At 29.6% G+C, this 24,411-nt stretch carries 24 protein-coding genes; 5 read left to right on the top strand and 19 right to left on the bottom strand.

Features of this window, described 5'->3' with window-relative positions; all coding sequences use genetic code 11:
* Positions 1-711: 711 nt before the first annotated feature.
* The 12 genes from BUA92_RS11165 to BUA92_RS11220 all read right to left on the bottom strand — a co-directional run bounded on the left by BUA92_RS11165 (position 712) and on the right by BUA92_RS11220 (position 11,670).
* A complete protein-coding gene (locus BUA92_RS11165; protein WP_073019558.1) occupies positions 712-1,476 on the bottom strand; it encodes an ABC transporter permease in 765 nt (254 codons plus the stop codon).
* The gene (locus BUA92_RS11170; RefSeq protein WP_073019560.1) at positions 1,477-2,238 is read right to left on the bottom strand and encodes an ABC transporter ATP-binding protein; all 762 of its coding nucleotides are present in this window, start codon (positions 2,236-2,238) and stop codon (positions 1,477-1,479) included. It lies immediately after the preceding gene.
* Positions 2,239-2,312: 74 nt separating this feature from the next.
* The gene (locus tag BUA92_RS11175; protein WP_073019562.1) at positions 2,313-2,492 is read right to left on the bottom strand and encodes a cysteine-rich KTR domain-containing protein; all 180 of its coding nucleotides are present in this window, start codon (positions 2,490-2,492) and stop codon (positions 2,313-2,315) included.
* Between the two features lie 15 nt (positions 2,493-2,507).
* Complete coding sequence (locus BUA92_RS11180; protein ID WP_073019564.1) at positions 2,508-2,858, bottom strand: DUF1048 domain-containing protein; 351 nt, start codon at positions 2,856-2,858, stop codon at positions 2,508-2,510.
* A 9-nt stretch (positions 2,859-2,867) separates the two neighbouring features.
* Complete coding sequence (locus tag BUA92_RS11185) at positions 2,868-3,215, bottom strand: DUF1048 domain-containing protein (protein WP_073019566.1); 348 nt, start codon at positions 3,213-3,215, stop codon at positions 2,868-2,870.
* Positions 3,215-3,538, bottom strand: coding sequence for a PadR family transcriptional regulator (locus BUA92_RS11190; RefSeq protein WP_073020055.1), 324 nt, complete (start codon positions 3,536-3,538; stop codon positions 3,215-3,217). Before BUA92_RS11190 ends, BUA92_RS11185 begins: the two co-directional genes overlap by 1 nt.
* Before the next feature lie 161 nt (positions 3,539-3,699).
* A complete protein-coding gene (locus tag BUA92_RS11195) occupies positions 3,700-4,455 on the bottom strand; it encodes an alpha/beta fold hydrolase (RefSeq protein WP_073019568.1) in 756 nt (251 codons plus the stop codon).
* A gap of 81 nt (positions 4,456-4,536) precedes the next feature.
* Positions 4,537-5,229 carry a M23 family metallopeptidase gene (locus BUA92_RS11200; RefSeq protein ID WP_073019570.1) on the bottom strand — a complete coding sequence of 231 codons (693 nt, stop codon included), beginning with the start codon at positions 5,227-5,229 and terminating at the stop codon, positions 4,537-4,539.
* Between the two features lie 10 nt (positions 5,230-5,239).
* Positions 5,240-5,980: a DUF3784 domain-containing protein gene (locus BUA92_RS11205; RefSeq protein WP_073019572.1), complete on the bottom strand. Its 741-nt coding sequence runs from the start codon at positions 5,978-5,980 to the stop codon at positions 5,240-5,242.
* 158 nt (positions 5,981-6,138) lie between these two features.
* Positions 6,139-7,038, bottom strand: coding sequence for a GGDEF domain-containing protein (locus BUA92_RS11210; RefSeq protein ID WP_083553494.1), 900 nt, complete (start codon positions 7,036-7,038; stop codon positions 6,139-6,141).
* A gap of 20 nt (positions 7,039-7,058) precedes the next feature.
* Positions 7,059-9,161: a bifunctional diguanylate cyclase/phosphodiesterase gene (locus tag BUA92_RS11215; protein WP_073019574.1), complete on the bottom strand. Its 2,103-nt coding sequence runs from the start codon at positions 9,159-9,161 to the stop codon at positions 7,059-7,061.
* A 280-nt stretch (positions 9,162-9,441) separates the two neighbouring features.
* On the bottom strand, positions 9,442-11,670 hold the full coding sequence (locus tag BUA92_RS11220) for a sensor domain-containing diguanylate cyclase (RefSeq protein WP_073019576.1): 2,229 nt from the start codon (positions 11,668-11,670) through the stop codon (positions 9,442-9,444).
* A gap of 305 nt (positions 11,671-11,975) precedes the next feature.
* On the opposite strand from BUA92_RS11220, the gene BUA92_RS11225 reads away from it, so the two are divergent.
* Both BUA92_RS11225 and BUA92_RS11230 read left to right on the top strand, forming a co-directional pair.
* The gene (locus BUA92_RS11225) at positions 11,976-12,542 is read left to right on the top strand and encodes a TetR-like C-terminal domain-containing protein (protein ID WP_073019578.1); all 567 of its coding nucleotides are present in this window, start codon (positions 11,976-11,978) and stop codon (positions 12,540-12,542) included.
* 120 nt (positions 12,543-12,662) lie between these two features.
* Positions 12,663-14,432: an oleate hydratase gene (locus BUA92_RS11230; RefSeq protein ID WP_073019580.1), complete on the top strand. Its 1,770-nt coding sequence runs from the start codon at positions 12,663-12,665 to the stop codon at positions 14,430-14,432.
* 46 nt (positions 14,433-14,478) lie between these two features.
* Here the strand turns inward: BUA92_RS11230 and BUA92_RS11235 are convergent, their stop codons facing one another.
* From BUA92_RS11235 to BUA92_RS11255, 5 genes are all read right to left on the bottom strand, one after another.
* Complete coding sequence (locus tag BUA92_RS11235) at positions 14,479-15,252, bottom strand: MerR family transcriptional regulator (protein ID WP_073019582.1); 774 nt, start codon at positions 15,250-15,252, stop codon at positions 14,479-14,481.
* Complete coding sequence (locus BUA92_RS11240) at positions 15,243-16,082, bottom strand: creatininase family protein (RefSeq protein ID WP_073019584.1); 840 nt, start codon at positions 16,080-16,082, stop codon at positions 15,243-15,245. Before BUA92_RS11240 ends, BUA92_RS11235 begins: the two co-directional genes overlap by 10 nt.
* Positions 16,083-16,144: 62 nt before the next feature.
* A complete protein-coding gene (locus BUA92_RS11245; protein ID WP_073019586.1) occupies positions 16,145-17,560 on the bottom strand; it encodes an MFS transporter in 1,416 nt (471 codons plus the stop codon).
* A gap of 69 nt (positions 17,561-17,629) precedes the next feature.
* A complete protein-coding gene (locus tag BUA92_RS11250) occupies positions 17,630-18,658 on the bottom strand; it encodes an epoxyqueuosine reductase (protein ID WP_073019588.1) in 1,029 nt (342 codons plus the stop codon).
* A gap of 103 nt (positions 18,659-18,761) precedes the next feature.
* A complete protein-coding gene (locus tag BUA92_RS11255; RefSeq protein WP_073019590.1) occupies positions 18,762-19,217 on the bottom strand; it encodes a MarR family winged helix-turn-helix transcriptional regulator in 456 nt (151 codons plus the stop codon).
* Between the two features lie 319 nt (positions 19,218-19,536).
* Between BUA92_RS11255 and BUA92_RS11260 the strand changes: the two genes are divergently transcribed.
* The 3 genes from BUA92_RS11260 to BUA92_RS11270 are packed head-to-tail and all read left to right on the top strand — an operon-like array spanning position 19,537 to position 21,376.
* Positions 19,537-20,355, top strand: coding sequence for a DUF5685 family protein (locus BUA92_RS11260; RefSeq protein ID WP_073019592.1), 819 nt, complete (start codon positions 19,537-19,539; stop codon positions 20,353-20,355).
* Complete coding sequence (locus BUA92_RS23745; RefSeq protein WP_073019594.1) at positions 20,352-20,948, top strand: DnaJ domain-containing protein; 597 nt, start codon at positions 20,352-20,354, stop codon at positions 20,946-20,948. Before BUA92_RS11260 ends, BUA92_RS23745 begins: the two co-directional genes overlap by 4 nt.
* A gap of 17 nt (positions 20,949-20,965) precedes the next feature.
* Positions 20,966-21,376: a hypothetical protein gene (locus BUA92_RS11270; protein WP_073019596.1), complete on the top strand. Its 411-nt coding sequence runs from the start codon at positions 20,966-20,968 to the stop codon at positions 21,374-21,376.
* Between the two features lie 205 nt (positions 21,377-21,581).
* On the opposite strand, the gene BUA92_RS11275 is transcribed toward BUA92_RS11270, so the two are convergent.
* Both BUA92_RS11275 and BUA92_RS11280 read right to left on the bottom strand, forming a co-directional pair.
* Positions 21,582-22,649, bottom strand: a complete 1,068-nt coding sequence (locus tag BUA92_RS11275; protein ID WP_073019598.1) for an IS1595 family transposase — start codon at positions 22,647-22,649, stop codon at positions 21,582-21,584.
* Positions 22,650-22,962: 313 nt separating this feature from the next.
* Positions 22,963-24,162: an FprA family A-type flavoprotein gene (locus tag BUA92_RS11280; RefSeq protein WP_073019600.1), complete on the bottom strand. Its 1,200-nt coding sequence runs from the start codon at positions 24,160-24,162 to the stop codon at positions 22,963-22,965.
* Positions 24,163-24,411: the final 249 nt, after the last annotated feature.

Below are 24,411 nucleotides of genomic sequence, written 5' to 3' on the forward strand. Positions count from 1 at the left end.
TTTTCTACTTTATGGTTTTTCTACTTTATGGTTTTTCTACTTTATGGTTTTTCTACTTTATGGTTTTTCTACTTTATGGTTTTTCTCTATAAAAATACGGCGTCTCAAGTATGAGCCGCCAGTATTTTTATAGTGTTTGGAGATTCTTCCTAGTATTTCTACTAATAGAGTTCGATATTTCTCGATGGCAATTTAAGCAAGACAATCTTGAACCAAGTGAGGATATTATTAAATATAATCGTACTGCTGGAATTATAGCCCTAATTATAATTACAGTAATGTTTGCTTTTATGATTTTTAGATAGTTTCAATAATTTTAATTAGCTTCATACCTTGTACTACTTTAAAATAAATAAACATTAACTAGCAATAATATTAGCGCTAAAATACCTAGTTGAAACCACTTCTTATCTGCAATCACTCTAATTGCTAAAGAAAACATAAGCCAATAAAAAAGTAACTTAGACGTGAATTTAGAATCATAGTCTCTAAAATAAATAAGAGTACTTGCTGCACACAAAAAATATATGGCGGAAAACATTTTTGATTTTACTATTTTTCTCATTTTCTCTATAATAATCACCTGCTTTTACTATATTACTAAAAAGGTCTATTAAACTATTTTTACCATATGTCAATTATACTCCTTTTTTACCTTTTTATCATATTATAATTGAATAGGACATAATGATTTTAATGAAACCAAAGCTTCTACAGGGCAGAGTAACGCCTCATTGCAAAGATGTAACCAACAACTATTATTGCTACACACCAAGTAAGGGCAATCCATATATCATTTCCTACTGGTTGGTTTGCTAACAAATCACGAATAGCTTCTACTATAGGTGTTACAGGCTGATTTTCTGCAAAGGCACGCACTACTTTCGGCATAGTCTCTGTTGGTACAAATGCAGAACTTATAAATGGTAAAAATATAATTGGGTAAGAGAATGCTCCTGCGCCATCTGGGGTTTTAGCAGCAAGTCCTGCAATTACAGCTATCCAAGTTAAAGCAAGTGTAAAGATCCCAAGTATTCCAAATACAGATAACCATTCTAAGATTCCTGCTGAGGAACGGAACCCTATTAATAATGCAACAAGTATAATTACTACTACAGATATTCCATTAGAAATTAATGAGGTCAATACATGTCCCCATAGTACTGTAGAACGAGAGATAGGCATAGAGTGAAAGCGTTCAAAAATGCCACGTTGTTTATCCATAAATAAGCGATAGGCTACATATGCAATTCCGCTTCCAATAGTCATTAACATTATACCTGGTAATAAGTAATTAACATATTTTTCTGTACCTTTTTGGATGGCACCACCAAATACATAAACGAATAATAGCATCATGGCGATTGGTGTAATACAAACTGTAATAATTGTGTCCATACTTCTAAAAATGTGACGCATAGAACGTCCAAACATAACACCCATATCTTTTAAAAAATATTTATTTGAAGATTCCATTTATTTCCCCTCCTTTTTGCCAATTATTGTTAGGAATATTTCTTCTAATGTAGGCTGTTTTTCAACATATTCTACTTTTGCAGGTGGAAATAATTTTTTCAATCCTTCTAGTGTATCTAGAGCTATGATTTTTCCCCAATGAAGAATAGCTATTTTGTCTGCAAGTTGTTCTGCTTCTTCTAAATATTGAGTGGTTAAGAATACTGTAGTTCCTGCAGCTGATAACTCTTTTATAATCTTCCAAACTTCTAAGCGTGCTTCTGGATCAAGGCCTGTGGTTGGCTCATCTAGGAAAATAATCTTTGGATTTCCAACTAAACTCATTGAGATATCAATTCTTCTTTTCATCCCTCCAGAGTAAGTACCCACTCTTCTGTCTGCTGCCTCTTTCATACCAAATCGATTAATTAGCTCATCTGCTACTTGATTTGGATTTTTAAGATGTCTAAGCTTTGCTATCATTTGAAGATTTTCACGTCCAGTCAAAATTTCATCAATAGCAGCAAATTGACCAGTAAGACTGATAGATGCTCTAATCTCTGCTGGATTTTTTTCAATATCAAAACCATTTATTACAATACTTCCTTCATCAGCTTTAAGTAAAGTAGCCATGATTCTAATCATTGTTGTTTTTCCAGCTCCATTGGAACCTAACAATGCAAATATACCTCCCGTTTCTACTTCAAAATCTACTCCTTTAAGCACTTCTACATCTTTGTAAGATTTCTTTAACCCTTTAATTTGTATGATATTTTTCTTCATTTTCTTTTTCCTCCTTTTAGTCTGTGTAATAAAAAAAGAACCAACAACGGTGATTTCACTCACGGTTATCGGCTCTACGTCTTAGCGTCTGGCTCTTTGATAACTGATATATTCAATAGTTTTGCATTGATTATCGTTTCCTGCTTACATTTGGGACAAAATAGGGGGAAGTTTTCAAGTATCGTATCAACACCTATCTTGACCCGTGTTTTACTGCTACATACCGGACATAGTATCCATTCATATTTGTTCAATCTAATATCATCCTTTTATTTTGTTTTATCAGTAGCCTTTTTTATGGCCTTGTTAACTTGTTGGTTGGTAGATTCTTGATATATGTCAAAGTATGTTTTTGAATCTTTAATTAGCTCATCGCAAAAGGCAGCTACATCACTTCCAGTCACTTCTAATACACCTTTTCCTAGAGTTGCTCCCTCTTCAAAAAGATCTACAATTCCAGAGAGTAAACTTATCCCATCTGTTAGTTCAACTGGCCCTACTTTAAATAGATATTTTTCAATTTCTTTATAAACAATCTGATAATCTTTGGGTAGCCCTTTGACACAAGCTACATGTGCACGCCATTCTTTTTTGCCTTCTATAATATCTTGTATTCTCATTTTACCCTCCTATTTACCTAACTTTTTGGCTATATTATTATTGAGTTGCTTGCGCCATTTATCACGAAAGGACTTTGCCCCTTCTTCTCCAACTAACGCTGAACAGAAACCTTTAATATCGTCACCCAAAACTTCCTCTACACTCTGGCCCTCTGCTGCAGCTTCTTCAAGCATACCAATCACCCCATCAAGAATTGGCATTAGATTTCTTCCTGTAAAATCTGAATACTCCCAAAGATTTTCATTAATTTTTTCCCAAACCTCTTGATAATCATTTGGCATCTTTTTTACTTTTGCTTCAAAAGTTTTCAATTCTTTAGTCATATCATTTCCTGTGATTTTATCCCAAAGATTCATTACCTTCTCTCCTTTAACTCATTAATTCTTGATGATACGAACTCCCATTTTTCCCAGAACTTCTTTAACTCCTCACGTCCTGCATCATTTAGGGTGAAAAACTTTCTAGGTGGTCCCATATCTGATGTTTTTTTTGTGATTTCCACTAATTTATTTTTCTCAAGTCTCACTAATATTGTATAAACTGTGCCGTCTACAACATCTGAAAATCCAAGAGCATTGAGACTTCTAGTAATCTCATACCCATATGTCTCCTCATGACTGATGATTTCAAGAACACAGCCTTCCAATACACCTTTTAACATTTCCGTAATGTTATCCAGATAAATCACCTCTTCACTATATAGTATCACTTGTATTAAGTATTACTTACTACCACTATATAGTATCACTCAGTAGTAATGATGTCAATATAGTATAATTATTTTTCTCAAAGAGATTCAAAATAATTAGATAATTTTAATGGAACCCCAAAGGAGTTCCATTAATTTGTAGTATTCTCAAAAAAACATTTTATTAAGTCAATGTACCTATCTGCATGAATTAAACTAATTTCCCCATGACCACTTTTCTCAATAACTTTTAAAGAACTACCTTTTATAGTGTCATGAAGTAGTTTAGCAGACTTTTTCATAATAGATAATTCTTTTTCTCCAACCAGTATTAATGTTTTTGCTTTTGTATTGCATAATGTCGGAGATATTGAATAGTCACCATTACTTTTCGTAATATTGATTAGAGATTCTTTTGTCATTCGTGAGCTGTCTATATAATAGGATTCAAATAATTCTTCTGGTACATTTAATGTCTTAGCCTGTAATTTTGCATACCATCTTTTTTTAATTAGCCCATAACACAGATTATATATTGGTACAGTTAGTCTTGTTGTCATTTTCATAGGATAAACTAAGGCACTTTCTATAACTGCATGCTCTGTAATATCAGCTTCTTGCCATAGTATTTCTACAACAATTTGAGCACCAATGGAAAGACCACAGATTGCAAAAACTTTTCCATTACAGTTATCTTTTATATAGTTAATAACTCTTTCTGCTGATTTTTTTATGCTTATAAAAGTATTATTCCAATCATCACCATGTCCATCAATAATAGGTGTAACAATAAAATACTCATTTTTTAGTGCTTCAATTTGTGGGTTCAATGACCACCAGGACAATCCACCACCATGAAGAAAAATGATAACTGGCTTATCTTTATTTCCAAACTCCTTAAATATCATATTTACCCTCCATATATTAAAATTTATATGAGTAATACTAATTAAAATATCAATATAGACTAATTGTAACATTAGTGATATTTAAGAGTTAAACCTTATCCTATCTTTATCTGTTGGAATAGAATTAACTGTATTTTTCCATATTCCCTCTTTAAACACTTCGTATTTTTCAAACACAAAAGGCAAGCCATTTGCAGCAGATATGTCACTGCTATCCATAAGTTGAAAGTGAAGATGAGGTGCAAAAGAATTACCTGAATGACCAACTCTACCAATAACTTCACCTTTTTTGACTCTCTCGCCAGCTGAAACCCTAATTGATCCAGTCTGAAGATGTACTAGTGCAGCATATACCTTACTTTTAACTTCTATAATTATATAGTTTCCAGCAACTGATTGTATGTCATTTTTTATAGGGTCGAAGTAGTGAGCATTTTTATAGGCTCTTAAAATATCAAAAAATAAATTGGTTCTCCCTCTTTCTTTATAACCATCCTCTATTTTAATAACTACTCCGTCACAAGGAGCATATACTTCTTGACCCCAACAATAGTATTCATTTAATGGAACACCTAAAAGAAGGTATTTCAAAAAGCTTGCTCTATAAGCAGGCAGCCCTTTTCTTTCCCAATCTACTTGTATAAAGTCACAAGCATATCTTGCTCCTAATTTATCTGTTCCATGGCTTGGAATTTTTGTCCCAGGAGTATTAGGCGAGAGCCATTCTCCCCTTAAAGGGAATTCTACTGCTATAGGTTCTTGCCCATCAATCATCTTGCACCTCCTATTTATTAATTTCAGTTCTCTCAACAATATCCTCATAGAGCTTCTCAGTATCACTTTTATTTTCAGTATTTATTACTAAAGTACCAGAATCTGTTTCCATTACTATATAAGTTTTACATTTAGTGTAGGAATAAAGAATATAATCCCCAAACTGATAGTTCCTAAAATGTCCTTCGTTTAGTTTAATGCTTCCCATCCCGTTTGTTCTTCGCCCTATATCAATATTATCCATTATCTTTATAGATTTAATTTCTTTATAATTAACAGACTTATCTGGCCAATCTGAGGCTTCAATCTGAATATTTTCCTCATTTAAATGGAATTTTATATCTCCAGTAGTTAAAAGAAATCCTATAGAGGCAAATAAGATAACAAGAAAAATAAGTGTATACTTTATAGTCTTACCTGTATTTATATCTTTAACTTCCTCAATAGGTCTTGGAATTTTTTCTTTACAAATGGTGTTAGAGAGTATCATTATAACTACAGTTACTGCAATAATGGCAATTGGCATAAGCCAATATAAAATCCTTGGAGTATTTTCTTTAAAAATTGCAGGAATAGCTAATATAATAGTAATAACACCCATACCAGATCCCATAACATATCCTAATTTCTTTTCATTATATTTTGCTCTCTCTTCTTTACTTGCTGTATTATAACCAGCTATTAAAAATCCTCCTTTACCAGAAAAAAGAACTATTGTAAGAAGAGAAAATAAAGCTACCACAATCCACATTTTATTCATCTCCTATATTGTATTAATATAATAGTAGTCTTTAACCATATTATACCACTATGATATTTAATATTTAAGCTGATTAAAAAAACAAATAAATTAAAAGGGATGAATCTTTATCTAATTCATCCCTTTCTTAAAATTTAAATTTATTAACCTTAATAAACAATTTTATCTCTTCCACTATTTTTGGCTTCGTATAACTTATTATCAGCACATTTTAAGATTTCCTCTACTGTAGTGTTTTCATTCTTAACTGTACATATCCCTATGGATGCAGTAATTTTTATGATTTCATTATCACTAAGTTTAATTTTTGTTTTGTTTATTTTCCCTCTCATTCTCTGAGCTATTTTTATAGCCGCATAATTTTCCACCCCTGGAAAACATACTAGGAATTCTTCTCCACCGTATCTTGCTATCCAATCTGTATCATTCCTTAAGCATCCTTTTAATATTTTTGAGATTTTCTTAAGTACAATATCTCCATTAATATGACCAAAGTTATCATTTATATTTTTAAAATAATCTAAGTCAATCATCATCATAGATATAGGTTTTCCACTACTAATACAATAATTTAAATCATTAGGAAGTCTTTCATCTATAAATCTTCTGTTATGTAATCCTGTTAGTTTATCTTCTATAGCTATTTTTTTCATATCTTCAAGTATATTATTAACTGTACAATCCTCTTCTTTAACACTACTTGAATAAAAAAGGCTATTAGTTACATCCTTAATCAGTTCAACTACAACCTTTTTCCCATTCATATTAGTAGGAATTGCAGAAATTATGTAAGTTTTATCTTCAATATTTTCTATCTTCATACAAGTGCTATTGCTAATCAATGCTCTCATAGAAATACAATTATCACATACCGTTTTTTTATTTCGTTCACTAAAACAAGATTCTCCTTTTTCTATAAAAATCCCTTCATTATATTGAAGAACTTTTTTCTTAATAGGGTCAACTATTCTTAAAGTATCATATAAGTTTTCTACAATATTAGGATTATCTTTTATAAAATCCATATTACGCTTATCTATTTGGAGCATAGAGTCCTCCTCCGAATATTCTAGTTATTTTCTTTTGAAGCTATCAGTTTCTCAAATTCTTCCTTGGCTATTGGTTTACTAAATAGATAACCTTGCCCATAGTTACATTTTCTCTCTCTTAAAATCAAACGTTGTTCTTCTATTTCAATTCCTTCTGCCACAATCTCTAAATTTAAATCATGTATAAGATTAATAATATGCTCAACTATTACTAAATCACTTTCTTTGTTTATAACGTTTTTTATAAACTCTCTATCTAATTTCACTATATCTATAGGTAGTTTTTTTAGATAGGTTAATGAAGAGTATCCTGTACCAAAATCGTCAAGGGCTATACCTATTCCAAGCTCTTTTATTTTCCTTAAAATATAAGTTGAATGCTCTAAATCATCCATTATAGAGGTTTCTGTAACTTCAAATTGTATCTCTTTAGGATTTATATTCCTTTCATTTAGTAAATTTCTTATTTCGTTTATTACCTTATCACTTGTAACCTTTTTTCCTGACATATTTATAGATATTTTTATATTAGAATTTAATTTTTCTTTCCATTCTTTTTTATGTATTAAAACAGTTTCTAATACCCATTTATCAATATCATTTATTAAGCCACTTTCCTCAGCTAAAGGTATAAATTCCATAGGTGGTATATTCCCAATAATCGGATGATTCCACCTTATTAATGCCTCTCCCCCAATTACTTCCCCACTATTTAAATCTATTATTGGCTGATACAGAAGATAAAACTCTTTTTTCTTTATTGCCTGTCTTAAATAGTTGACTTTTTTAATCAAGTTCAAGTTTTTATTTTCTATTTCTAATGAATAGAAGCAGTAGTTATCTTTCATTCCTTTTTTAACATAATACATTGCAATATCTGCACTTTTAAATAGCGAAGAGAGATTTATTCCGTGCTCTGGATAAACAGATATACCTACGCTGTAAGAAACATAAAAATCTTGACTATTTATACTCCAGCTTCTTCTAAGCTCTTTTAATAACCTCTCAACTTCATTTACTACACTTTTTCTATCTTTAATGTTATCAAAAATTATAGCAAATTCATCTCCACCAGATCTTGCTACAAAGTTAGGGTATTTAATAAAATCTTTTAAAATATTAGCTATAGATTTTAAAAGTAAGTCTCCAAATTCATGTCCTAACATGTCGTTTATATGTTTAAAGTTATCTATATCCATATATATTAATGCAAAACCTTCATCTGTAAGTTTTTTTACTTCAATTAATTCACTTACTTTTTCCTCAAATAAAAGTCTATTAGGAAGTTCTGTCAGCTTATCAATATATGCCATAGAGCTAATTTTGTCCTCTAATAACTTCTTTTCAGTAATATCTGTATGAGATCCTGCAATTCTTATTACTTTTCCTTCTTCATTTCTTATAGCTTTCCCCTTACTAAATATCCATTTATATTCACCATTTTTGCATCTCATTCTGTATGTATTTTCATAGGAGCCTTCTTTTGATAAAGTATAGTTAGTGATTTTAAGTGTTACTTCATCTCTTTCCTCAGGGTGAAGAAGATTTACCCATTCAGTATATGTATTTTTTATCTCATGATCTTCATATCCAAGATAACTTTTCCACAAAGCTGAAAAATACACTTGATTTTCTATTAAATCCCAATCCCATATACCGCAATCTGCCCCTTCAACGGCAAGTCCATATCTTTGCTCGCTTTTATAAAGGGCATCTTTATTTTCTTGTAACTTAATAAATTGTTCTCTAAGTTCTTCTTCAAGTGCTATTAGTTCTTCATGTGCAGTGCTCAATTCATCATAACTAGTTCCAATTTTATTTAAAACCTTACCTAATACCTTCATTCTAATGAATACTAAATGAAATATTACTAGCGTAGTAATAAATATAAATATTAAACCTTTATAGGTTTGCAGGATTTTATATCTCTCAATACTTCCTGAAATTCTAATTAAAATCTCATCAGAAGTCAAAATCCATAAGCTACTAACAATTCCATAAAAAAGTGCTATTTTTAGTGACTCGCTAATAGGGTTTATCATGTGTTTATCTAGGTATTTATTAATTTTATCCTCTGTATTTTTCCTTAAATATTTGACAAATCTATCAAATAATTTTAACAAAAAACCACCTCTAATATATTATTTTATCTCTTAAAAATAGACCTACATAAAGCAGGTCTTTTTATAAAAAATTAAGTTAAATTATTGACTAAATAAAATTCTACCAAAGTTCAAGTTAAAAAACAACAATAATTGGTAGAATTGTGTAATAATATGTAATAATTTTTCCTGTTATTATTTATCAATCTACATAGTTTTTTTGACTTTAGCTATGTAGATTGATAAATGTTAAAAACACGCCCAAGACGTGTTTTTAATATTACCATAGTTATCTAAAAACTTATTTATTTTCTAAAAGTAATCCAACTACTTTATTTCGTCCTTTTTCCTTTGCTTCATATAGTGCTTCATCTGATTTTTTTATAAGCTCAATATACGCTAAATAATCATTTGGTACTACAGAGGATACCCCTAAAGTCACAGTTACAAAGTTAGACGCCCTAGAAAATTCGTGAACTAGTCCTAAATTCTCTACATTTTTTCTAAAACCTTCAGCAAAGTTTATTGCTTCTTCTAATTCTGTGTTTGGAAGTATAATAACAAACTCATCTCCACCATATCTTGCAGCAAAATAATCCTTAATTAAAGACTTTCTAAGTTCATTGCTTATGGTTATAATACACTTATCCCCTTCTGTATGTCCATAATTGTCATTGTACTGCTTAAAACAGTCTATATCAAAAACTATTATAGATATACTATTCCCCTTCTTTTTAGCTCTCTCCCATTCATCACCAATTACAAAGTCAAACTTACGTCTGTTTGGTATATTGCTTAATCCATCATATTCCGATAAGTACTTTAGTTTATTATTTGTAGCTTCTAGCTGCTTTTGAACCTTTCTTCTTTCTTCAACTTCAATGAATAAACTTTTTGATTTAATTGCATTATTTATTGCTATTGCTGCATATGAAGAAAGTGCTTTTATCATCTCAACTTTAAGCATTGTAAAGGAGTCTTTTTCATTTGCCTGTACTGTAAGTACTCCTATTATGTCATTATCTATTATTAATGGACAAAATATAGCTGAATTAAGTTCTTCATTATCTTTATTATTAATATAATTTACATCTTCTATATAGTTTAAATACTCATTTACCATGTCGTTAATTACTATAATTTTATTTTCTTTTAAACATTTTACAGCCATGCTTGAACTATTATTAAAATCAGTTTCACTAACTTTTATTTTAGCTTTATTTTCTATATAATAGTGATATTTGATTTTTCTTTTTTCCTCATTATATATACCAATCCCAAAGGTATTAGCTTTCATAAAAACCTTGATTGTATCATAAATCATTTCGAATATTTTATCTAAATCTAATGTTGTTGTAATCTTTTCTCCTAATTCACTTATAATTGAAATATTTTTTATAATTTCTACTAGTTCATCTGCTCTTCTTTTAAAGTTTTCATTTTTTTCTGTTATACTTTTATTTTCATTTTCAAGATTATCTACCTTAATCTTTATTCTTAAATTTTTTGCTCTATTTTCTAACTCTATTGGCTCTAGCATTTTTTCATTTTCAAAATATAGTTTATAATATTTATTTGCATTATGAATATCTTCTATTTTTTCATATAGTCTTATAACTCTTTTGCATATTTCCATGGTTTTTGCATAAAGTCTATTTTCTATTGAGATTTTATATAATTCAACTAAGGTTTCAATTGCCAAATCACATTTACCTATATTTTCAAGAAAATTACTATAATCCATAAGAACTTCTATTTTAATATAGGCATAGTCAATTTCATCTGCTATAGAAAAAGCTTCTGAAAAATATTCCTCACACTTTTCGTAATCTCGAAGCTTTTCATAAACTAATGCTAATAAGCCACAAGCTTCAACAATAGAAATTTTGTATTCATTATTAGTTAAATACTTGTAGGATTTATTTAAATATTCAAGGGCTTTGTTATAGTTACCAATCTGATATTCTATATTTCCTAAATTGGTATACACTATCCCTATTCCTAATGTATCCTTATACTCCATATTATTATAAAAATCTAATGCTTTATTATAGTTCATTAAAGCTTCTTCATAACATTTAACTTCTCTGTATACTTCCCCCATATTGTTATAAATTTTTGCTGCGTATAACTCAAAACTAGAATCTTCATAATAATTGTTTCCTTCTTTGAGATTTGGCGCAAGATTCTTCGCTGAATTATAGTGTTCAAAGCTTTTTTCATATTCCCCCATATCAAAATAAACATTGCCTATATTTATATGTGATCTTACTTGTATATCATTTATCCCATGTTTTCGTGCAATTCTAATAGAAGTAAATAAATATTCCATAGCTTTTTCATATTTACTCATATCAGAGTAAGCTCTTCCTAAAAAATTTAGTACAAAAGCCATGCCCTTTTCATGTTTTTCCTTTACACATAAGGAATATACTTCATGGGCGAACTCAATAGTATCTTCCTCAAATTTATATTTATTCTTTTTTAATTCTACTAACATTTCATTAAGATTTTTATTATTTTCCCCCATTAAATTGGTTCGCCTCCAAGTTTTATTAAATCCTTCTATGTGATATTCTAGAATTTCTATAATATATTGTATTTTAACATATCTATATAAAAATAACATCTAAATTAATAGTTCCTATAGTGGTTTATTTACAATAATATCATTGTAGCATTTCTATTTACTCATTTATGTTAAATACTCAGTTAGATAAAAACTATACTTTTCAAATTTTTGTTAACTTTAAACTTATACTAACATTATTATGCCCTAAGTTTAAAATCTTAGGTTATTATTATATTAGGAAATTTGTATTTGGAGGAAGATTTATGGCACAAACCACTAAAAAGGCTCTTGCCTCATCTCTTAAGAAACTTTTAGCTGAAAAAACTTTAGATAAGATTACTGTTATAGATATCACAAACGATTGTGAAGTTAATAGACAAACCTTCTATTATCACTTTAAAGACATATATGATCTTGTTGAATGGATTTATACTAGTGAAGCTTCAAGAGCTTTAGGCAACAAAAAAACCTATGATACTTGGCAGCAAGGTTTTAATGAAATTTTTAAGTATGTATATGAAAATAATAACTTTGTTATAAATACTTATCATTCTTTAAACAGAGAACATCTAGAAAATTTTCTTTATAATGAAACTTACACTCTTTTAATTGGTGTCATTGAAGAAAAAGCTTCTGGCATACCTGTAAGGGAGGATGATAAAGCTTTTATTGCAAACTTCTATAAATATGCTTTTGTAGGGCTTATGCTTGAATGGATTTCTAAAGGTATGAGAGAAAATCCCTCTTCCATTATAGAAAAAGTTAACACTTTGATTCACGGTGATATCGTTAAAGCCTTAGAGAAGTTTAGGACAGATAAACATATTTAGACAATCCTATGTAAATGTATAAATTTTAGTCATCCCTTCTTTATTGTCTATTGTTACCTTTCCCTAATTTTTCTATCATTTACTTGTAAGGTAAAGATAATTATTTGGGAGGTATTTAAAATGTATTATAGTAATGGAAATTATGAGGCCTTTGCTCGTCCTCAAAAACCTAAAGATGTTGATAGAAAATCAGCTTATCTAGTAGGGTCAGGTTTAGCCTCTTTAGCTGCTGCTTGTTTTTTAGTTCGTGATGGTCAAATGAAGGGTGAACATATTCATATCTTAGAAGAACTTAATATTGCAGGTGGTGCCTGCGATGGTATAAATGATGTGCAAAAAGGCTTCGTTATAAGAGGCGGACGTGAAATGGAAAATCATTTTGAATGTTTATGGGATTTATTTAGATCCATCCCTTCACTTGAAACTGAAGATGCTTCTGTTTTGGATGAATTTTATTGGCTTAATAAAAAAGATCCTAACTATTCTCTTATGAGAGCAACTATAAATAGAGGTGAAGATGCTCATACAGATAATAAGTTTACTTTATCTGAAAAAGCTTCTATGGAAATAATGAAACTATTTATGACTACTGATGAAGCTTTATATGACAAGAAAATTACTGATGTATTTACTGAAGACTTTTTTGTTTCTAACTTTTGGTTATATTGGAGAACCATGTTCGCTTTTGAAGATTGGCACAGCGCTTTAGAAATGAAGTTATATCTTCAAAGGTTTATTCATCATATTGGTGGGCTTCCTGATTTCTCTGCATTGAAGTTCACTAAGTACAATCAATATGAATCTTTAATACTTCCAATGATAAAATACCTTGAAGCTCATGGTGTTAACTTTCAATATGATACTAAAGTAACTAATGTTGTTTTTGATATAAATAAAGGTAAAAAGGTTGCTACTAAAATTGTATGTTTAAGAGGAGGAAAGGAAGAATCTATTGATTTAATAGAGGATGATTTAGTATTTGTTACAAATGGTAGCTGTACAGAAAACTCTACTTTAGGAGACAATGATCATGCTCCTACATTTAATGATTCTCCTGGTGGCTGTTGGGAACTTTGGAGAAACATAGCTAAACAAGATCCATCATTTGGTCATCCTGATAAGTTCTGTACTGATACTAAGGCAACTTCTTGGGAATCTGCAACAGTAACTACTCTTGATGATAAAATACCTCCATATATAGAAAAAGTCTGCAAAAGAGATCCTTTTAGCGGTAAGGTTGTTACAGGTGGAATAATATCAGTAAAGGACTCAAACTGGCTTATGAGCTATACTTTAAACCGTCAGCCACATTTTAAAGAACAACCTAAAAATCAGCTTGTAGTTTGGATATATGGATTATTTTTAGATGTTCCTGGAAACTATATTAAAAAACCTATGAGAGAATGTACAGGTCTTGAAATCACTGAGGAATGGTTATATCACTTAGGTGTTCCAGAAGCTCAAATTCATGACATGGCTCTAAATTCAGCTCGCTGTATTCCATGTATGATGCCATATATAACGGCTTTCTTTATGCCAAGAACAGAAGGAGATAGACCTAAAGTTGTTCCAGAAGGAAGTGTAAACTTTGCATTTATTGGACAATTCTCAGACACTGTTCGTGACACAGTATTTACTACAGAATACTCTGTAAGAACTGCTATGGAAGCTGTTTATACCCTTCTTGATGTTGACCGCGGAGTTCCTGAAGTTTTTAATTCTTGTTATGATGTGAGAGCATTATTAGATGCTACTTCAAAAATGATGGATGGTAAAAAACTTACTGATATGAAGGTTCCGTTTTTTGTAGGTATTGTTGAAAAAATAGGACTTAAAAAAATCTCTGGAACTGTAATAGAAGATTTATTAAAACGCTATAATGTAATTTAAAATATTTAAGCCCACTGTTTTCAAAATCAGCGGGCTTAGTTTATTTCTATTCTATACTACCAATTATCTCTATATTCATTTTACCACCATTCATTATATATCTTTCATAGACATCATTTATTGAATACCCATTATCTCTTGAGTAATCAAATAAGCTTTTATAAGCAGATTCTCTTTTACTTATACCTTGACATAAACATTTTAAGCCTGTGATTTTATTTTGAAATCTTACATTAGGTGAATCTATATTTTCTAAAGTATAAGCAAATATCTCACTAAATCCCTCTGAGTTTTCCTCTAAAGACCTTTTAAAAATATGTCCAGAAGTTAATTCTATGCCCTTGGTCTTTGAATAAAAAACACCTATTGTATTATTAATACCTTCATAATCTGAATCTATATTGTTATAATAAACTTTTCCTTCTTGAAGAAAACTTCCTTTTTCTATAATAGATTTATTAAATTCATTAATAGGCTTATTATCTGATAAATGTGTTTCTATTAGCTTTTTCTGCTTTTGGAGTTTATCTATTAAAATATTTATCTCTTGTAGCCTTTCTGAATAAACTTTCTTTTTTATAGTAAAATTATCTTCTGAAATAACCTTTTTAATATTCTCAAGTGGAATCCCTATTTCCTTTAATCTCAAAACTTCTTTTATAATCGGAATCTGAGACTCTTCGTAATATCTATATTGATTCATATTATGAATATACGCTGGTTTAAATAAATTTATCTCATCATAATATCTCAATGTTTTTTTATTTATATTACACATAATTGAAAACTGCCCTATACTATACATATCAATCAACTCCATATTTTAACTCTTAAAAAAGGTATTTTATACAGTTCATGATGTTCATACTGTTTATAATTTTCTCTTAAAATAAATGCTTCTATAGCAGTTTTAATTTTTTCTGCCATATCATCATTTAAAGCATCCCCTAAGTCTTTACTTCCCTCTTTTGGATATCCACTATGACCATATTTTTTAATTTTTTCAGCTACTTTTTTAGGAAAAATCATTTCTTTTTCTTGAAGTTCTATATCTGGCTGAGATTTATAATTTTCATTCACTAAATCTTTGTTGATTGACAACATGCATGAAGTTTCTACCCACCCCGCATGAAAATCATTGCAATACTCTTTTAATTTATCCATTAAAGTGTTCTTTTCTTTAACTTTTACCTTTTCACTAAATATAGCTCCCATAGGAGAAAAAGCTATATCTTTAAACTTCTTATTAATACATGCACATGCCTCTTCAATTGCTATTAAATGCTTTGGCTCTGCATGCCCACTGATTACAATTATATTCTTTATATCCCACTCTGATATAGAACTCAATGTTTCAATCACTAAATTATAGAGAAGCTTTTGGGAAATGTGTATATTTCCTGGAAATCCCTTCATATTTGCGTTTCCAAATGGGATAATAGGCATTGTTAGAAATGTATAATCTGAAAATCTCTCCTGAAGTTTTATTATACTTTTTTTAATCCAGTGTTCTGTTTCATAAACATCTACCCCAACAGGAAGATGTCTACCATGTTGTTCAATTGGTGCAATTCCAATCACCATAACAGTTTTTTCTTTGTGGAGCTTCTCAATTTCTGTCCAACATAATTCTAATACATTTACACTCATTATATCCCTCCTTAATTATATAATAAGTGTAAATATTCCTGCTACTGGAATGTCAATAGTATTTAACTCTTCTTTTTTAACCTTAATCCAGTAACTAAAACCCCAACTAAGCAGATAATTGCTGCTACTATATATACATATCTCATTCCATATATAAATACATCACTTCTACCCTCAACATATCCATAAACTTTTTCTCCCATCTTAATACTCATAAAAGAGTATAAAAGCAATGTAGCCATGGCAACTCCTGATGTTTGAGCTAAGTTTCTCACAAAAGCATTAATGCTTCCTGCAATTCCTAGTTTATTGCTCGGAGCTGAAGACATAACAAGAGAGTTATTAGGTGACAAAAACAGTGCGTTTCCAACTGCTAATAAGGCTATAAATATAATCAAAGAATACAAGCTTGAATTTTCATTTAAGGTTGCCATCAATCCTAACCCTAAACCCATTAACGCTAATCCCACTAAAGTTAATGACTCAGAGCCAATTTTATCGGATAAATGTCCACTAAAAGGTGCAAGTACTGTAATTATTATTGGTGAAATCATCATAATCATTCCAGCATAACTTGGACTCATTTTTAATACATCTTGAAGATAAAAGGGTTGAACCATATTATTGCTGTTAAATGCAACATAACATATAAAGGTACACAATATCCCCACTGAAAAAAGTGAATTTTTAAATAGCGAAAGGTCTATAAGAGGATATTTAAGCTTTTTTTCTATATATATAAATACACAGAATAAGCATATTGCTACTATAAAACCTAAAATTATCAAATAGTTATCATATCCTACTCTTTGTCCTACTAATAATGAACAGAATAAACATATAACGCTTGCTCCAAATATTCCAACTCCCAAGAAGTCAATTTTTTCTTTTTTGTCTTCTATCTTTTTAGGTAGAATTTTAATTCCCATTATCACCGCAATTATTCCTATTGGTATATTAATGAAAAATATATAGTGCCAACTTAAGTATGAAATTATAAATCCTCCAAGTGCAGGACCAAGCATTGTTCCAAGAGCTAAAAAGGTTGCATTTATACCAAGTGCCTTCCCTCTTTCATTAGCTGGAAATACCTGAGTTATTATCCCTTGATTGTTTGCCATAGCTGCTGAGGCTCCTAACGCTTGAATTATTCTAAAAAAAACTAAAGAACTGAAGCTTTTTGATAATCCGCATAACAATGACCCTATAGTAAAAACCAGCAATCCTAAATTAAATATTTTTGATTTTCCTTTTATATCTCCTAAGCGTCCAAAGAACAAAATCGTACTAACTATTGTAACTAAATAAGAAATTACTATTAATTGAATAGATGTCATGTTTACTTCAAATATTTTTACCATTGCAGGTAATGCAACATTTATTATTGTACTATCCAAAGTTCCCATAAAGGGTAGAAGTACTACAATAGCCAATATTAATCCTCTGTTTTTGTATTCATTTTTACTTTCTATGTTCATTTAAAACATCATCTCTTTACTAAGTTCTCTTAAGTTATAATATTAAATATAAACCTATAATGACAATACTTATATGCTTAGTTTTTTGATTGCAAAGTCTGCCATCTCTCTTACCTTTTCATGTGAATCTTCTAATGCTTCATATATACTTGCTTTATATTCTTCTTTATAATTATTTATCATGGCATTTATTGCATTAACCTTCCATTTCCAAACATCGTCTTTAGGTATATACCAAAACTTCTTCTGCAACACATTTTCTAAAAAATCATAATCCATTTTGATTATTTTCTCTAAAGATATCTTACTACTTAGCTCTTCTAAGTTTAGGAACTCTTCATTTCCTATCCATTTATTTTTATTCATAGGACATGAATCCTGGCAAACATCACATCCATAAACCCAATCACCCATGGCTTCTTTAAATATTTCATTCGGCATATCTCTTCCTGCAAAAGTTGTAAGGCAAGATACACACGCTAAAGGATTCATGGTATATGGTTCAGATAGAGATTTGGAAGGACACGCTTTAATGCATAAATTACATTTTTCAGAGCATGGCTTAATATTAGGAGTTTCCTTATATTCTAGTTCTTCATCTATAACCCAAGCTTCAATAGTAAGCCATGAGCCTTTTTCTGTATAGAAAAAATTGTTTCTACGTATTATTCCAAGTCCAGCTTTAAGTGCCGCCCATCTCATACCTGTAACTCCAAATTTTCTTTCTGTATGAGTCTTAATTCCTAATCCCTGCATATACTTCTCAAACTTTAGTCCATCTTGAAATTCTTTAGATTTTTCATCTACCCTGCTATCAAACATATATGTCTTTCCAATCATACCTTGTAAATGCTCTGGAACGTGATAGTTATCATATCTTTTTATGCAAACAACTATAGATTTTGCCCATGGATAGGTATCCTGTAAATGAGAAAAATTATAATATCTACTATAAAAGCCCTTTGTTATTGGCACTTTCTCTATTCTCTCATTTAATCTATCCTCATAATCATACATTTCATCAACTTTTATAATTCCACACTTTTCATAACCTAATTTCAAAGCCTCATCTCTTATTTTTATTGCTAAATCATCCATCCTCTTAACATTCCTTTCATAAATGTTTTACTTACAAAAGAAACATGTATATACATGTTTTGCTTTATAAAAAATCTTACTTAAAAAATAAGTAAGTTTTAAATTAAGTTTTAGAAACTTTACTAATAAAACTTTGTATCTGCCCCAAGGTTTTTAAAAATTCTTCAAATCTTTCATCACCAATTTCATTTTCAATCATGGATTGAACCTCATTCCATAACGGAACAGCTTCATTTAGTTTTTTTGCTCCCTCTTCACTTATAGAAACACATTTTCTTCTTGAATCATTGCCATCAGTATTCACTCTAACATATCCCTTTTTTCTTAAAATTTCAATATTTCTAGTTACTGTAGTTTGATCCATTAACAAAGCTTCTGCAAGTTCACTTATAGTAGCATTTTCACGATAGGATATATCTACTAATAATGAAAACTGAGCTGCTGGCAGTTCAACAGATTGAAACATTTGATCATAATATTGAGTAGTAACTCTTGTTGTCATGCGTAAATTTCTACAAACACAATTTTTTAATCTTTTAGTTTCATTTGATTTTTCCATAGATAGTTTTATTGACCTCCAAATCCTTGAATAAACCTATCTTAATCCATAATATTTCTTATTGTCAAGGCATTCTAAATTTCTATAAACATGTACATTTCATATTTTTTTGTTATTTAACTCCACTTTTATTAGATCTATTTTGTATGCATATACATATATTATGAGATTGTAGTTTATTTGTCAATGTTTTTTCATTTAAAGTTTTAGAGTAATTTATACCTTATTAAATTGTTTTAAATTTTACATTTTGTCACTAAATAGACATAAAAATATTGTATAATTAAATGTAATTTTAATATATAAGGCAGGTGGGTAAATGTTTGGCTATGTAATTGCCAATGTAGATAAATTAAATGTTTCTGAAAAACAACAGTATAGATCTTGTTATTGTGGTTTGTGTTCTACTCTTAATGATAGACATGGCGCAATGAGCCGATTAACCCTAACTTATGATATGACTTTTCTTGTTCTTTTTCTGACTTCATTATATAATGAAAATACTTCTATTAAAACTGAAAAATGTATTTCTCACCCTTTTAAGGAACATGAATTTTGGAGAAATAAAATCACAGAATATGCATCAGATATGAATATTCTTCTTACATATTATAAATTTCTTGATGATTGGCAGGATGATAAAAATATTTTCTCTTTATTTGGGGCCAAATTATTTGAGAAAAAGTGTAAGCTTATTGAAAAAAGATATCCAAATAAATCAGCTAAAATTTCTCAGTATTTAAAGGAACTTTCTTTTATTGAGAAATCTGGAGAGCTTAACCCTGATATTCCTTCAAATTGTTTTGGAGAACTTATGGGTGAAATTTTTGTTGTAAATGAAGATGAATATTCAGAAAGATTATATGCATTTGGAAAGTCTCTTGGAAAATTTATTTATATTATGGATGCATGTCTTGATTTGAAAGAAGATATAAAAAAGGAACGCTATAATCCATTAGTTACCACTTCCTCTGACAACTTTTCTTCTATACTAAATATACTTATGGCTGATTGTACCGAAAAGTATAAAACTCTGCCAATTGAAAGAGATAAAAATATTATTGATAATATTCTTTATTCTGGAGTGTGGACAAGATATGTAGCTGCTACTAATAAGAAAGGAAGTGCCCAAATATGATATCGGACCCTTATAAAGTACTGGGGGTTTCTCCAGATGCTAGTGACGAAGAAATTGCAAAGTCCTATAGAAAATTAGCTAAAAAATATCATCCTGATCTAAATCAAGGAAATGAAGAAGCTGCAAGAAAAATGAGCGAAATTAATAGTGCTTATAATCAAATTAAGCAAGGTTATACTTCTCAAGGAAGTTATAATGCTGGTTATGGTGGGCAAAATACATATGGTAATGATGCTTCTTATGTTAATGATTATAATTCCGCAATTCATTATATGAATTCTGGTTATTATAATGAAGCTTTAAATGTTTTAAATAATATACCTAGTAGAAGTGCTAAATGGTACTATTATAGTGCAGTTGCAAACTTAGGTATACATAATCAGATTACTGCACTTGAACACGCTAGAACAGCTGTAAGAATGGACCCAAATAATTTCGAATACCATCTACTATTAAACAGAATACAAGGTAGTGGTGCTTTTTATCAAAATCAAAGTAGAGGTTTTGGTATACCCGTATTCAGTTTTTGGAAAATATGTTTAGGATATTACTTGTTCAGATTTTTCTGTAGTTTTTTCTTTGGTCCATATTAATAGAGGAGTGATAAGATATGAAAGATTTTAAAAATAAGTTAGTACGTTTTATGTATGGTAGATATGGTACAGACCAGCTATATATTGCAACAATTGCTCTGTCTTTTATTCTAGTAATTGCTAATTTTTTTATCCCTTCACCTATAATTAGAGGTTTATCATGGGTCGTTCTTATCTTAACCTTTTATAGAACCTTTTCTAAAAACATCTATAAAAGACAAAGAGAAAATCAAATGTTTTTGAAATTTTGGAATCCTATTAAATCAAAGTTTTCTTTAGCATTCCGTAGATTAAAGGATATAAAAACCCATCGTTATCGTACTTGTCCTCACTGCAAAAAGGTACTTCGTCTGCCAAGAAAGACAGGAAATCATACTGTAAATTGTCCTGCATGTCGTAAAGATTTTAAAGTTAAAATTATGTTTTAATACTACTGGAGGTTATTGCTATTTTTATGATAGTAGTAACCTTTTATTTATTCAGAGATCCTTTTTTAAATAGCATATTTTGCTTAGACTAAAAAATATCTATCTAGCTATAATAAAATTTTTGTCGACTTTTAATAATAAGTATAATTAACTTTTTCAACTGCATACGACTTTGTTTGAAATAAGTGTTGATGGAGACTTAAGACTATGATATTTTAAAAACAAGCCTCTCATCTGCTCTTTTGTTTCTTAATATTTCTCCTCTAAAATTCACTTTCTTAAAATCCTCTACTCTCAGCTGTTTTTTACCTGTAACAAATTTTCTAAATAAGCTTAATCCTTGATTATCTTCCACTATAAACATTATAAACCAATTTATATAAAAGCCTAAATACTTACTCGCAACATTATGAAAACTTCTAAGAAATAACTTAAAAGCTTTTCCCCTTTGAGCAGCTATTTTATTATCAATTCCTGGTATATTTGTAGTTATTCCTTTAAATAAATTTATTGCTCCATGCATACTTAACTTTAATCCATGAGCTTTTGTGAAGTAATAGTACTTATAATTACTCGGTGTTGCAAGATAATTACAATCCTCTTTAATAATTGGTTTTAAAAATTTTTCCAAACTCTCTAAATTAATATTTCTTTTAGCTACTGGCTTTATAAATTTATTATCACTAGTATCTTTACAGTTTAATATCATTATTTTTTCTCTTTCAAAAACTTCATTATTTTGATTATATTTATCTTTATCGGATTTAACAATAGAAAATTTCTTATTTAAACTGTGATTTCCCTTAAATGATTCTTTAATTCCAACTTCATCTATCTCTATAGTTCCACTAAGTTTTTTATTCATTATTTTTGTACCTGCTACACTTAATATTTTATGCCTCCAATGAAAACTTGTGGTTAAATTAATCTCTAATATTTCTGCTATTTTTCTAAGAGAGAACCCCTCTTTTATACATAATGTATATTTAATCCACTTATCTACAGGTTTTTTCGTATAACTTAATGGTGATCCTGTCATATCTGAAAAACTTTTTCCACACTCCTTGCAAATATATCTTTGCCTTCCTTGTTTTGTTTTACCATTTTTATTTATATTATCTCCACCACAATAATGGCACTCTTTTCTATCACAATGGCAAAGACTCTTTTTTTCCACCATTATATTTTCAGAATCAAATATCTCGCAACTTTTATTTTCTCTTTTAAAAGTATCATTCATCTTATGAATTAGCGTCAATAATTCTTCATTCAAAGGATTCTCCTCCTCTCTTTTTCTAAATTATTGACATATTATATAAATTTAAATACGGTTTTTTATAATAAGTATTTTTTTCGGTTATCGAACTATTTTATTCCCTTATTTGGATGGTTCTTAGCCAACTTAGAGCATGCTTGTCCTTAAGTTATTTGTTTCTCTTATCAACACTTTATTCCAACAATCTTATATGCATTTAATAAACATATACCCATCTCTACAAGTAAATCTCCCTACATACTCTCTTCAGTATAAAATTATAAGGACCTCCTCATAAATATTATTTATAAGAAAGTCCTTATCTACATTTTTATTTCATTGATTCTATAATATTGTCTGCTAGTGAATCCATAGAATTTATGTCTTCTTTTTTCATTGCAGAAGTTAAAGTCATTTTATTTTCTAATATAGTCATGTCTTTCATTCCTTGTAAAAATTCAGTCATTAATTTTCCAGATTGAATAGCCCATGAACCATTTTCTATGATTCCTACAGTACGTTTTTGAAGGTTTAAAGCCTTCATATCATGCAAGTAATTAAGCATTGGCGGATAAATATTTAAGTTATAAGTTACGCAAGCTAGTACCACATGGCTATATTTAAATGTCTCTGATATCAAATAGGAAACATGAGTTTTTGAAACATCATACATAACAACATTTGTCATGCCTTTTTTTACTAATGTTGTTGCTAATTCATTAGCAGCAGCTTCTGTATTTCCATACATTGTTCCGTAAACTATAAGTACACCTTTTTCTTCTGGCTCATACTTACTCCACTTATCATGCTTGTCTATAAAATATTCTAAATTGCTACGCCATACTGGACCGTGAAGTGGGCATATCATTTTTATATCTAAAGAATTTGCTTTCTTAAGAAGATTTTGAACGTTTTGTCCATATTTCCCTACAATATTTGTGTAGTATCTTCTTGCATCTTCAAGCCAATCTCTATCAAAATTAACTTCATCATTAAACATTTTTCCATCTAAAGCCCCAAATGTTCCAAAGGCATCAGCTGAAAATAATACTCCATTGCTTGTATCATATGTAACCATAACTTCTGGCCAATGTACCATTGGTGCAGTTATGAACATTAAAGTATGTTTTCCAAAAGACATTGTGTCTTTATCTTTAACTTCTATCACCTTACCATCCACATGGAATCCAAATTGACGCATAAATGTAACAGCTTTTCCCGTACATATAATCTTAACTTCAGGATGACGAAGAAGTATTTCTTCAATGGAAGCTGCATGATCTGGTTCCACATGATTTATTACTAAGTAATCTAAAGTTCTATCTCCTAAAACACCTTCAATGTTATCAAGGAATTGTCTGCAAATCGACCAATCAACAGTGTCAAAAAGTACAGTCTTTTCATCTAAAAGTAAGTAAGAATTGTAGGAAACCCCTCTTGGAATTGGATGAATATTTTCAAATAAAGCAAGTCTACGATCATTTCCTCCAACCCAATAAATATCTTCAGTTATTTCTCTAACACAATACACTAATTGTTCCTCCTTTTTTTCAGTTAACAAACATTCTCACATCTTATTATAATATAAATAAACTCGTATGAGGATATTTTTTATTCTTTATAGTAGTATTTATCTAATTTTTATATTTTTCAAACTCCCAATATTATAATGTTTATTTGCAATAATTTCAACAATAACATTAAGCATTTATAGTATTAAGGAATTGCTATAATCAATTAATCAAATAGCAACTCCTCTAAATTATTATATATAGTTTTA

Source organism: Clostridium intestinale DSM 6191, assembly GCF_900130055.1.
In the GTDB taxonomy this organism is placed as follows: domain Bacteria; phylum Bacillota; class Clostridia; order Clostridiales; family Clostridiaceae; genus Clostridium_T; species Clostridium_T intestinale.